Below are 12495 nucleotides of genomic sequence, written 5' to 3' on the forward strand. Positions count from 1 at the left end.
TCAGGCTCCCTCGTCGGCGAAGACCACGGCGGAGTGGAAACCACCGAAGCCGAAGCTGTTGGACAGGGCGTACGCGCTCTCGGCGGGCATCGCCTTCGCTCCGGTGAAGCGCAGCCGTGGCTCGATCGGGTCGGTCAGATACGGGTTGGGGTGGACGAAACCGGCGTTGAGCTGGGCTACGGTCGCCACGGCCTCCACCACACCGGCCGCGCTCAGACAGTGGCCGGTCAGCGCCTTGGTCGCGTTCACCCACACGCGGTCCGGCGAGTCGAGCACCCGCATCAGGGCTGCCGCCTCGGTACGGTCGCCGAGCGGGGAGGCCGTGCCGTGCGTGTTGACGTACCCCAGGCGCGCGGAGGTGGTGCCCGCACGCGCGAGAGCCGTCCGCATGACCTCGACCTCGGCGTCCTCACTCGGATCGGCGAGACTGGTGCCGCTCAGTTTCCAGCCGTACCCGGCAAGGCCTGCCAGTACCCGGGCACCACGGCGGCGGGCGGACTCGGCCGATTCCAGCAGTACCGCGGCGGCGCCCGCCCCGTCGGTGAAGCCCCGGTGGCCGGTGTCGAAGGGACGGCAGAGCGGGTCCGGGTCCCGCGGCCCGGGGCCGTTCGGCGCGACGGCCATCGCCCCGAGCGCGCGGTACGCCTGACGTTCCATCGGTGTCAGCTCGGCCGGGGTGCCCACCACCAGGCAGGCATCGGCCCCGCCGGCCGCTATCGTGCGCGCCGCGGTGATGAGCGCGAGGTTCCCGCTGGCGGAGGCCCCGCCCACGGTGCAGCCCTCCCCGGTGATGCCGAGCACCTCGCTCACCACGCCGACGTGGTCGGTGTCCTGCATGTGCAGCGCGTACCGGCCGGGTACGGCGTCCGGCCGGCCGCGGTAGCGCTCGGCCGTCCGGTGGGCCGTACCGCCGGTGAGGTTGTTGCCCGCGATGACCAGGGCCACCCGGTCGCCGGGCAGCGGCGACGCGGCCAGCCCCGCGTGCGTCCACGCTTCCAGTGCCGCCAGTAGCGCCGACTGCACCGCAGCCGGGGAGCGGGCCGCCGTCCGCGCCGCCCTGGCCGCCTGGGGCTCTCCCCGGGAGGCGAGTTCGGCGGCGAAGTCGTACGGCGGCAACGGGGCGCCCGGCTCGTCCGGGTGCCGGTCGTCCGGTGGGCGTATGCCGCTGCGTCCGGACCGAAGGGACTCGGTGAACTCCTTGAGCCCCGTCCCGATGGCGCACCGCACTCCCAGCCCGGTGATCACGGCCCGGCCGACGCCGTGACGAGCCGTCATCGGGCATGCCTGCCCAGCAGGGCCACCAACGACCTGATGTCACGGGCCTGTTGGAACTCCATCACCGGCACGCTGATGCCCATGTCCTCCATCGTCATGGTCACCACCTCGGCACGGTCGATGCTGTTGCAGCCCAGGTCGGCGAGGCTGTCGTCCTGGGTGACCGACCCGGTGTCCAGGTCGTACACCACGGTGCCCAGATTGCGCCGGACGGCTTCGAAGATCTCGCGTTCGTCCATCAGCGGTTCGTCTCCTCCTCGACCCACTCGTACCTGCGGTGATAGCCCTCGACGCCGCGGTAGACCAGCAGCCGTTCCCGGCCCGGCCGGGCCTCGAAGAAGCGCTGGAAGCGCTCCACCTCGATCTTCCGGTCCGGCACCGGCACCAGACATCTGCTGTTCTCCGCCAGCAGTTCGGCGTACTCGGCGAAGGACAGCGCGACCCGGGCGTCCAGCCGCGCCGCGATGCCCATCCGGGCCATCTCCGCACGGGAGCCCTCGTCGATCAGGCCGCTGAAGAACTCGGAGGCGCAGCCCGATCCGTAGGAGAACAGCCCGACCCGGGCACTTCCGCGGTAGGGCGCGTGGTCGATGATGCTGGCCAGCGCCAGATAGACGGATCCGGAGCACAGGTTGCCCACCACGCTGGGGTACACCAGTGAGGGGCGCAGCCGGGCGGTGAAGTCCTCCTCGATCTCCTCCGCCGGTGCCCTGGCCTCTCGCATCAGCTTGCGGTGGCCCGCCTTGACCAGTCCGGCGAACGGCGTGTGCAGGGCGAGTTGGTCGAAGGTGGTGCGCAGGTCCGCCCCGGCGACCTTGCCGCAGTAGTCGCTGAAACTCTGCGACAGGCAGTCCAGGTAGGCGAAGAGCGAGCCGTCGACATCGGCGATGTCGTGGTCCGGCAACGGCCGGGCGGAGTCCATGGTCTCGTAGCTGTAGGTGCCGAAGGCGCCGAGGTCGAGGGCGAGGACCTTCGGATCGTCGCCGACGAGCATGGCCGCCGCTCCGGTCCCGGTGGCCGGCTCGGCGTAGTCGGCGCGGGCGTCGACCATCGACACGTCGGTGGCGATCACCAGGGCTTTGGCCCCGGGCGAGAGGCCCGAGGCGATGTACCCGGCGGCTATCTGCAGAGCCCCGGTGGCCGCATAGCAGGCCTGTTTGACCTCCATGACCCGGCAGTGCCTGCTCAGGCCGAGGTACTCGTGGACGTACGAGGCGATGGACTTGCTGTAGTCGACGCCCGACTCACTGGAGGTCAGGATCAGTTCGATCCGGTCGCGGTCCTCCCCCGTCGCCGCCACGATCGGGGCGGCGGCGTTGACGGCGTTGGTGACCGGGTCCTCGCACGGCAGCGCGATCGACCGGGCGTCCATCATCAGGTGTCCGAGCCGGTCCATGTCCAGGCCGCGGCCCTCGAACAGGTCGCGTGTGGACAGCCGGGCCAGCCCGGCATGGACGTTGAGGGCCTCTATGCCGACGCGGGGGGCGCCGTCCGTCGCGGTGGTCATGTGCGCTCCGCGTCGACCAGGAAGTCCACCAGTGAGTCGATGTCCGGCAGATTGCTGAAGCAGGCCATCGGTGCGTTCACACCGAGCGTGTCGATCAGTGCCAGGACGATCTCGACGCGGTCCACCGAGTCGGCCCCCAGATCCTTCAGATGCTTGTCGCCGGTGATCCGCCCGGTGGGTACCGCCGGCAGGATGCCGGCAACCGTCTCGTACACGACCCGGGTCACCCGCTCCCGGTCCCCTTCGCTTCGTTCATTCGCCACGCGGACTCCCCAGACTGACGTTGAGCGTGCACACGGCCAGGCTGCGCCCGGTTCCGGCGTCCTCGACCACCGCGTTCCAGATCTCGTCGGCCGGATCGGAACGCCGGCTCCAGGACCGCGTCCGGATCCGCAGCACCGAGTCGGCGTCGGCGTTGCCGAGGTAGCAGAGCCGGTGGTCCCGGACCACCCGGTTCAGGAATCTACGGTCGCCGCGGCCCTGGTTCCGCCACATTTTGAGCAGTGCGCCGTCGATGATGGAGAAGTACGAGGCGAAGTAGAGAAGGCCTGCCCCGTTGATGTCCCGGGTGATGTCGATCGGGTACTCGGTCTCGTGGTCGTCGACCAGCGGCTCCCACCCGCAGTCCTGCGGGTCGTGGAAGGTCTGCCGCACGCGCGCCGTGCTGTAGGCCGCCCGGGGCGAGTACTGGACCGGCAGCCGCGGCAGGTGCGTGTGGCGGAAGTCCACCGGCGCCGACGCGACCAGCGCCTCGTTGCTGTCCGCGCGGCTGCGGCTGACCCAGCGGTTGAAGTTCTGCACGTACACGCAGTCCGCCCGCTGCTCGGCGAAGAACTCGTGCGGGTCCAGCGCGGTGTCCGGATCCGGCTCCGTGGCGGGCGGGACCCGGCGGATGCGGTGGAGGGTCAGGACGGATTCGCTGCCGAAGCCGAACACCCTCGAGGTGACCTCCACCCGGTCGCCGAAGGTCAGCGCGCTGGGCTGCAGGGTGCCGCCGGAACGGACGTGGAAGTAGTAGAAGGACAGATAGGTCGGTGCCCCCGCGGCGTTACGGGCGTTGAAGGCGTCGGTTCCGCAGACCTCGCTGACGGTCTCCCAGGTCCAGTCCCCCAGCTGGCCCATGAACAGGGAGTTGTGCCCGCACATCCCCGGTTTGACCGTCGCCAGCCGGCACACCGATCCGTCCGAGCCCCGCCAGACTTCGGGGAGGAGCACATGTGCCCCGGCTTCGGTCATCACTGCTGCTCTCCGTCGTGTTCGGACAGGAATCCGGTCAGAACCGCGTTGAAGTCCTCAGCCCGGGTCAGGGCCGGGAAGTGGCCCGCCCCGTCGATCTCCTGGTAGCGCGCGCCCGGAATGGCGCCGTGCAGCAGGTGCGCCGTCTTGACCGGGATCACCGAGTCGTGCCTGCCCTGGACGACCAGGGTGGGCACGCTGATCTCCGGCAGCCTGGCCAGCAGGTCGGGCTCCTGGGCGAAGACGTCCAGGTAGCGCAGGCCGGTCTGCGGGTCCATGCTCTCGCAGCGCGAGATCATGGCCTCCAGGCTGCCGCGGAGTTCGGGGGTCGGGCCGCACGGGCTCTCGGCGGCGATCTTGTCGAAGTCCTCCTGGAGGACCACGTCCAGGCGGTTGACCTCTCCGACCCGGTTGGCGCACTTGTAGGAGCTGCACACCAGGGTCAGCGAGGCCACCTCGTCCGGGTGTCGCAGCGCGAACATCTGGGCGGTGAGCCCGCCGAAGGAGGCGCCGGCCAGGTGTACGGGTGCGCTCACTCCGAGTTCACGCAGCGCGGCGCGGTGCACCTCGGCCAGCCCGCTCAGCGTGAGGTCGGCCGAGGCGGTGGTGGCCCCGACACCGGGTGCGTGCAGCACGACCACCCGGTAGCGGTCGGCGAGCCCGGTGAACTGCCGGGTGAACACCCCGGCACCGATGTTGAAGGGGTGGATCAGCAGCAGCGTCGGGCCGTCGCCGGCCGTGAACGCCTCCACCTCGCCCTCCGGCAGTCGCACCAGTCGGTGTTCCACCCGGGCGCCGCCGTCCTGGAGCACGCCGAGGTTGTCGTCCTTCGCCCGTACCCCTTCGCGCAGTGCCTCCCGGATGTCGTCGGGGACCGCCTCGGCCAGGTGGTAGACCGCCTGCGACGGCGGCGCCGCGGGATTCACCGGTATCAGCTCGACGGGCGCCGGGCCGGAACGGAACAGCGACTCCATCGACTTGGAGATCAGACGGATCTGGGACGTCTCGGTTCCCACCGGGACCGCGAGCCGGATCAGCGGCGCCGCCTCGGGTCCGGTCGCCAGGTGCGGACCGCCCCGCACACCGGTGTGCTCGTACAGCCAGGCGAGACAGGACGGGACGGGGTGTTCGAAGTCGGCGAACTGTTTCATGGCGCCGACGTCCAGCAGGACGCAGTGCCCGGCTGCCGGTCCGATCACCGGTATCCCGGCGCGGGTCAGCCGGTTCCAGAGCATTTTGACGGCGGCGCGGCGCCTGCCCACCTGTCCCGCCACACCGCCGGGGTCGGTGAGCGCGGCCGTGATGACCCTGCGCCCCGCCAGGTTGACCTGATGGCCCCGGGTGGCGGTCTGCTCGCGAAGGCGCGCGGCCAGGGTCGGACTGGAGGTGGCGACCAGGCCGCCGAAGTCGATGCCGAAGTCCTTCGACAGTCCCATCGTCACGACGTCGGCGGTACGCGTCAGATCGGCGACGATCTTCCAGATGTTCCGGCCCTGCTGACCCTCCTCGTGCTCGGCTATGAAGATGGCGTTCTCGACGATGCGCGTGGCGTCCAGAACCAACGGCACGCCGACGGCGGCGAGTCGCTGCCGGACCTCGCGCAGGTTGGCCAGGGAGATCGGGTACCCGCCCTGGGCGTTGTCGCTGAGTTCCAGGCAGACCATGGAGACACCGCCGGGCCGCGAGCCGAGGGCTTCGTCCAGGGCCGCCAGGTCGACGTTGCGGAACGGGTCCGGCCGGGTCACCGGCTGGAGGCCGGGCAGCGCGACCGGTTCGAAGCCGTTGTCCGCCAGGCTCATCAGCAGCGTCGGGAACAGCGAGTTGTGCACGGCGGCCTGCGGCAGCCCCGACCACGAGCGGCAGAGCAGGGCCTCTGCGGTCCGCCCCGAGGGCGTGGGCACCACACAGTCGAAGTCCAGCCAGGGCACCGCGGACAGCCCGTCGCCGTCGGCGTCCGTCCCGGCCGCCCGTTCGGTGAGTTCCGCCATCCGGACCGTCATGGCCGGGCCTTCGAGTTCGGCCCACGAGTCGGTGATCAGGTCGTGGGTGACCGCGGTGGTCGGCAGGGTGAGAGGGTTACGGACCGGGTCCACCGTCTTCGCCGTGTGCGGCCCGTCGGCGACGGCTGGAACGGAGGCCGCGGACGCGGCGGGCAGCGGGTCGGAGTCTGGAGCGGATTGCGGGGCGCAAGCCCCTGTCGGTGCCGGGGCAGGGACGGGCTCCGAGGACGAGGTGTCCGGAAGTTCCTCGGGGGCGGTCGCGTCCAGGTCCGGGCTGGCGATCATCAGGATGACGTCGGCCACCGCACTGCGCCGATCATCGTCGCGCTGGCACAGGTAGACGGGTGTGTTGACGGGCCTGAACTTGTTCTTGAACTGGAAGTTCCCCTCGTCGAAGATGCCCACCGAGCGCAGTTCGGCCAGCCCGTTCTCGGCCTCCGCCGAGGCGTTCGGCGACTCTCCCGCCTTGACGCCGAAGCTCGCACCGAAGCTGAAGATCTCGACGCCCTCGGCCGCCAGATGTCCGATGATCTCGACGATGGCGTACTCGAGACCGCCGATCGGCGCGTCGCCCGGATAGAACTCCAGGTCCAGCAGATAGCCGGGCTCGGACGGGATCTTCGTGACGATGATCGCGCTGCTCAGTTTCCCGTCCATCCTGGTGAGGAACATCCGGTGGCGTTCGGCCAGTCGACCCTGGCAGATCTCCTCCCGGACCACGGCGACGTACGGGTTGACCATCTGTTTGGTCTCGCCCCAGCGGTCCATCAGCGTCGCGATGCCGCGGTCGACGGCGGGGTCGGTGCCGACCCCGTACTCGGCGGTCTCACAGGCGCCGGCCGCTTCGAAGCGGTTCACCATGTAGCGCAGCCGCCGCATCCGCGAACCGGCGAGCGTGAAGGAACTCAGGTCGTTGAGCCGCTGCACCGCCCCGAAGGGGGTCGAGGTGAACCGTACGTCCGCCACGCTCTCGATGCGCTCGACCGACAGGAAGCTGGGTTCGAGCCCGTGCCGGTCCGCGTAATCCACGTACTCGGCGATCAGCATTGGCAGGTAGGCCCGCGAGCCGACATAACTCCAGGCGAAGAGCGTGCCGTTCTGTCGCGAGAAGTTGAAGTACCCCTCGCGGTCCGCTCCCATGAACAGCAGCGGGGCGATGTCACGGCCGGCCAGCCCGCCTTCCTTCGCCCAGCGCCGGTCGGCCTCCTCGACCGCCCGGGCCAGCTCCGGGTGGGTTGCCAGCAGGCGCTTGCGCACCACGACGCAGTCGCCGCGCCGCGTACCGCCCGCGCCGGGAGCGAGCGCTGCGGTCTGTCCGGCCGGACGTGGCGCGAGGGCACCACCGGAGCCGGCCTCACGCAACCGCTCGACCGTCAACGGGCCGTACTCGGTGAGCAGATGGGTGGCCAGCTCCGGGACGGTCGGCCGGTCGAACAGCAGGGTCTTGCGCTGGGCACCGAACCTTTTCTCCAGCACGCTGACGGTACGGAGCATGTCGAAGGACGTCAGTCCGTTGTCGGCGAACGCCCGGTCCGGGACGAGGGATCGCCCGGCGATGCCGGAGATCAGCTCGACGAGCAGTTCCTCGGTGTCCTTGCGGACATCGCCGGCCGCCGGGGCGTCGGTCGCCGCGGGAGCGGGAACAGGCGCGGGCGGAACGGCCGGGGCGGTTCGTACGGGCGCCGGCATGGGAGCAGATGGAGGAGTGGGACGAGTGGGCGCGGTCGCGGCGACGTCCGGTACCGGATCCGAGGCGGCGGGGGGTGGCACGGGAGCCGAGGCGGCAGGAGGTCCGGCGGTCGGTGTCTCGGGCGCCGGTTCGTCCTGAGCTGCGGCCACGATCGCGGTGAGCTGCTCGATGGTGTCGTAGTCGTACAGCTCCGAGGCCTTGAGGTCCAGGCCGTACTCGACGTTGAGACGGCGGGCCAGCTCCATCCGGAAGATGGAGTCCAGCCCCAGCGCGACGAACGAACTGGTCGGTGAGATCGCCGACGGGTCCAGTTCGAGGACCTCCGCGAGGCTGCTGTGGATGAGCTCGGCCACCTCCCGGCGGGACGCCTCCCGCCGCGATACGGGTTCCGGGGCGGGTACGGCCACGGGTTCGGGCGCGGCAGGAGCAGCGGGAAGGGGCGTGGGCGCTGTCGTCGGCGTGAGTGTGATCAGTCCTCCCGACGGCCGGGCGGCCGGGGCCTTGCGCACCGGTTGCGGCAGCACGGACGAGGGCCCGCGTTCCGGGGCGGCCACCTCACGGCCCTCGGGCCCGGACTGCGCGGGGGTCGGGTCGGGCAGCCCCGCCTTGAACCAGTGCCTGACCCTGGTCCATGGGAAGCCGGGGAGCGGCACGCGCCCGGGTGACCGGCCGGACCAGCGGGCCGCCCAGTCGACGGACGCTCCCGCGACCCAGGCCCGCGCCACCACCTCCGGCGCGTCGTGTTCGGTGACGGCCGGCGCGGACGGGGACGGCTTCGCGGCACTGCCCCGGTGGATGCCGGTACCCGACTCCTCACCCGCGGCCACGGCCGTCAACTGCTCCACGAGACGGTCCCGGCCGGAGGCGAGCAGGACCAGCCGCTCGGTGTGACTCTCCCGCCCGGTCTGCAGGGTGTACGCGATCTGCCGCAGGTCCGCCCCGGTGTCCGAGCGGACCGCTGCGGCCAGATTGCGCGCGTACGCGCCGAGCGCCTCGGAACCGGGCGCGGACAGCGGGAACAGGAGGACCTCGTCGTCCTGTGCCAGGTTGTCCGGTGCCACGGTCCGCTCCTGGGGCCGGTACTCCTCCAGCACCACATGGGCGTTGGACCCGCCGAAGCCGAAGGAGCTGACGCCCGCCCGGCGGACGGTACGCCCGTCGGCGTCCACGGCACCGGCCCACGGCCGGGTCTCGGCGTTGATGAACAACGGCGTGCCGTCCAGCCGGAGATACGGATTGGGCTCGGTGAAGTGCAGGGGCGGCGGCAGCTCACGGTGTTTGAGGCACAGCAGGGTCTTCAGCACACCCGCGATGCCCGATGCGGCCTCCAGATGGCCGATGTTGGTCTTCACCGCCCCGAGGGCTATGTGCGGCTCGGCCGCCCCCGGCAGGCCCGCCTCGGCGTACAGGTGCTCGAACGCGCGCTTGAGACCCTCGATCTCCACCGGGTCCCCCAGGGCGGTCCCGGTGCCGTGGGTCTCGATGTACGTCACGGTGTCCGGTGAGACGTCGGCCCGGGTCCAGGCCCGGATCAGGACGTCGGCCTGCGCCTCGGGGTTGGGGGCGGTCAGCGAGCTCGATCGCCCGCCGTGGTTGACCGCACTGGCCCGGATCACTCCGTGGATGTGGTCGCCGTCGGCCTGCGCCCGGTCGAGCCGCTTCAGCAGCACCGCACCGGCGCCCTCGCCCCGGACGTAGCCGTCGGCCGATTTGTCGAAGGTCTTGCACCGGCCGTCGGGACTGAGCATCCCGGACTTGCCGAACGCCACGAACAGTCCAGGGCTCAGAGTGACGTTGACTCCGCCCGCGATGGCGGTGTCGCAGTCCCCGTCCAGGATCGCCCGCGCGGCCCGGTGGATCGCCACCAAGGCGCTGGAGCACGCGGTGTCCACCGCCTCGCTGGGGCCCCGAAGATCGAGCAGCCGGGACACCCTGTTGGCCAGGATGCAGTGCGAGAGGCCGGTCGCGCTGTGCGCCTGGACATCGACGTGGTGCCTGCGCTGCAGATCGTCGTAGTCCGAGGTGGAGACGCCGGCGAAGAGTCCGGTCGCCGTTCCGGCCAGGGCGGAGGGCCGGTAACCGGCGTCCTCCACCGCTCGCCAGGACGCCTCCAGGAAGAGCCGCTGCTGTGGGTCCATCAGCGCGGCCTCGGCCGCGGAGATCCCGAAGAACGCCGCGTCGAAGTCGGCGATCCGGTCCAGGAATCCGCCGCGCAGTTCGCCGGTGAGGCCGGTGAGCTGGAGGTCCCGCAGATCGGTCCGGTCGTCGGGCACCGGCCCGACGAGGTCGTCCCCGGCGGCGAGGTGGCGCCAGAAGGCTTCCGTGTCGGGGGACTTCGGCATGATGCCTGCCATCCCGATCACGGCGATCGGCGCCGGTCCGTACGAGCGGCCCGGCTCGGCGGCGACGGCCACCGGCCGCGGGTCCGCAGCCTCGCGCCGTACGTCGTCGGTTGTCGGATGCCCTGTTGCCGGGGCCGGTACCGGTGTCGGAAGCGGTCGCGGGGCTGTCGATGCGCCGTGGTTCTCACAGAGGTGGCGCGCGAAGATCTCCAGGGTGGGGCACTCGAAGAGGACGGTCGGCAGCAGGTCCAGGCCGTACGCCTGGTTGACCTCGACCGTCAGCTCGGTGAGGGAGATCGAGTCGAACCCCGAGTCGAGGAGTTCCGCCGACATGTCGACGTCACTCTCGTCGACCAGCAGGAAGCCGGCGGCGAACCGGCGCAGGTCCTGCTCCACCCTGATGGCCAGGTCCGGCTCCGGCTCCGGCTCCGGTGTGTACGGGGCGGCCGGGGTCTCCGCGGTTCCCGCGGTCTCCGCGTCCTCCTGTACGGACCCGGCGAAGGAACCGGCGACGGCCTCGCCGACGGACGGGGCGACGGGCTCCATGTCAGCCGTGGCCGAGGCCGCGCCCTCGACCGCCAGCAGGACCGGGTCCTGGCCCGCCAGTGCCCGGCAGAACACCCGCAGACCGGTCTCGGTGCTCATGGGCAGCATGTTCCAGCGCTGCGCGAACAGCCGAAGCGTGCCCTCGTCCACCGTCATCCCCCCGTCGCGCCAGAGCGGCCAGCCGATCGAGACGGTGCGGCCCTGCCGGCGGCCCTCGGCCCGTTCCCGCTCGCGGTTCTCGGCGAACCGGTTCAGGAATCCGTTGGCGAAGGCGTAGTCGGTCTGCCCCCGGTTGCCGACCTCGCCGGTCAGCGAGGAGAAGACCACGAAGAAGTCGAGCGACCGGCCGCCGACGGCCTCGTCCACGTGCATGACCGCCAGCTTGGGGCCGAGTACCGTCTCCACCTCGGGTCGGTCCTTGGCCGTGGCCAGGCCGTCCCGGACGGTGCCGGCGGCGTGGACGATCCCGTGCAGCGCGCCGTACAGCTCGATGGTCTCCTCCACCAGGAGCCGGGTCTGCTCCGGGTCGGTGACGTCGGCCCGTTCCCAGTGCACCGTGACGCCGTTGCCGGCGAGTGCGTCGAGACGGCGGCGGGCTTGCGGATCAGGGCCGTTCCTGCTGACCAGCACGAGGTTCAGCGGGCGGCCGTGGAGGGCCATGAACTCGGCGAGGTGCAGTCCGAGAGCGCCGGTGCCTCCGGTGATCAGATAGGTGCCGCCGGGCCTCAGCCCGATCTCCGCGGCGTCACCGGCGCCCGCCGGCACGACCGGTGCCAGCTCCCGGCGGCGGCGGACGCCGTCGCCGTAGCCGGCCTCCACCACACCCGTGTGCGCACCCATGAGTTCGGCGATGGTGCGGTCCGCGGCGGTCTCGGCGGAGGCGTCCGGTCCGAGCGCCACACCGACGGCGGAGAACCGGCTGTTCTCCAGTGCGAGGGTACGCAGCACGGCGATCACGGCGGTGTCCTGCGGCCGGGATGCCAGAAGGCTTCCCCGGTGGGTGAAGACCACCCGCAGGGGCGTGCTGCCTCCGGCCTTCAGCAGGGCGGCCGTCGACCAGAGCAGCGGGTAGAAGCCGGTTTCGAGTCCGAGGGCGACGCTACGGGCGTCGAACGGGCCCGTCGGATCGCCGTTGACGGCGTGCACCAGCGCCTGCGGGAGCGGTCCGTCGGCCGCAAGTTCCGCTACCAGCCGGACGTGGTCGGCCCGGACACCGGGCGCGATCACGTAGCGGTCCGTCCCGGTCCGTGCGAATCCGGCACCGGGCCGGACGAGTACGCCGCGTATCCCTCGGTCGGCGAACCGGCGCAGCAGTGTCTCGCCGGCCCCGGCTTCGGTGGCGAACACCAGCACGCTGTCCGGAGGTCCGCCGCTGTCGTCGAGCGGCGCGGCCTCCCAGACCGGGCGCAGGTAGCGGCATTCGGTGGCCGGGGCCGTCTCGGCGGGCGTCGCCGCGGGGACCCCCGGCTCCGGAAGGGGCGAGTCGACCGACAGCCAGTGGCTGCCGCGCTCGAACGGGTACGGCGGCAACTGGACGCGCCGGGGGTGAGGCGATGGCCACCATGCACGCCAGTCCACCGGTACACCGGCAGTCCAGATCCTGGCGAGCTTGGCCCACTGCCGCCTGGCCAGCAGCGAGTCCACGAAGGCCGCCCCGTCCTCGTCGGCGAGCAGCGCGCGACTGCCCTCGTCGGCCCCGGCCGTCCCGGCCGTCACCTGCGGGCGGTTCTCGCCCCGGGCGAAGGCCCGCAGGGCGTCGGCCAGTTCGGCGGTGCTCCCGGCGAGGACGGCGAGCCGCTCGGCCATCTCACGGCGCCCCACCTGGCTGGTGTAGGCCAGCCCGGCCAGCGGGCGGCCCGCACCGCCGGGTGACTCCAGCAGCTCCGCGACGCTCTCGGC

The 12495-nt window shown here is 71.5% G+C and carries 6 protein-coding genes (1 of these 6 cut by a window edge); all 6 read right to left on the bottom strand.

All coding sequences use genetic code 11. The annotated features are described in order from the left end of the window. Tightly spaced (each overlapping or abutting the next), the 6 genes in view from OG352_RS00360 to OG352_RS00385 form a layout consistent with a single transcriptional unit that may run on beyond the window. The gene (locus OG352_RS00360; protein WP_329213061.1) at nt 1-1275 is read right to left on the bottom strand and encodes a beta-ketoacyl synthase N-terminal-like domain-containing protein; all 1275 of its coding nucleotides are present in this window, start codon (nt 1273-1275) and stop codon (nt 1-3) included. Further along, the gene (locus OG352_RS00365; RefSeq protein ID WP_329213063.1) at nt 1272-1514 is read right to left on the bottom strand and encodes a phosphopantetheine-binding protein; all 243 of its coding nucleotides are present in this window, start codon (nt 1512-1514) and stop codon (nt 1272-1274) included. Before OG352_RS00365 ends, OG352_RS00360 begins: the two co-directional genes overlap by 4 nt. Continuing rightward, on the bottom strand, nt 1514-2782 hold the full coding sequence (locus tag OG352_RS00370; protein ID WP_329213066.1) for a hydroxymethylglutaryl-CoA synthase family protein: 1269 nt from the start codon (nt 2780-2782) through the stop codon (nt 1514-1516). The genes OG352_RS00365 and OG352_RS00370 overlap by 1 nt, the downstream gene beginning before the upstream one ends. Next, the gene (locus OG352_RS00375; protein ID WP_329213068.1) at nt 2779-3045 is read right to left on the bottom strand and encodes a phosphopantetheine-binding protein; all 267 of its coding nucleotides are present in this window, start codon (nt 3043-3045) and stop codon (nt 2779-2781) included. Before OG352_RS00375 ends, OG352_RS00370 begins: the two co-directional genes overlap by 4 nt. Next, nucleotides 3035-4018 carry an LnmK family bifunctional acyltransferase/decarboxylase gene (locus OG352_RS00380; RefSeq protein WP_329213070.1) on the bottom strand — a complete coding sequence of 328 codons (984 nt, stop codon included), beginning with the start codon at nt 4016-4018 and terminating at the stop codon, nt 3035-3037. The genes OG352_RS00375 and OG352_RS00380 overlap by 11 nt, the downstream gene beginning before the upstream one ends. Next, on the bottom strand, nt 4018-12495 hold the end of the coding sequence (locus OG352_RS00385; RefSeq protein ID WP_329213072.1) for an SDR family NAD(P)-dependent oxidoreductase. 13143 nt of this gene lie beyond the right edge of the window; only the last 8478 of its 21621 coding nucleotides appear in the window; the start codon falls outside the window, past its right edge; the stop codon is at nt 4018-4020. The genes OG352_RS00380 and OG352_RS00385 overlap by 1 nt, the downstream gene beginning before the upstream one ends.

Source organism: Streptomyces sp. NBC_01485 (assembly GCF_036227125.1).
Lineage (GTDB): Bacteria > Actinomycetota > Actinomycetes > Streptomycetales > Streptomycetaceae > Streptomyces.

What these genes read in the sequence shown, in the direction of transcription:
- OG352_RS00380 (WP_329213070.1), bottom strand. Translation starts at nt 4,018, where the DNA reads ATGACCGAAGCCGGGGCACATGTGCTCCTCCCCGAAGTCTGGCGGGGC.
- OG352_RS00360 (WP_329213061.1), bottom strand. Translation starts at nt 1,275, where the DNA reads ATGACGGCTCGTCACGGCGTCGGCCGGGCCGTGATCACCGGGCTGGGA.
- OG352_RS00370 (WP_329213066.1), bottom strand. Translation starts at nt 2,782, where the DNA reads ATGACCACCGCGACGGACGGCGCCCCCCGCGTCGGCATAGAGGCCCTC.
- OG352_RS00365 (WP_329213063.1), bottom strand. Translation starts at nt 1,514, where the DNA reads ATGGACGAACGCGAGATCTTCGAAGCCGTCCGGCGCAATCTGGGCACC.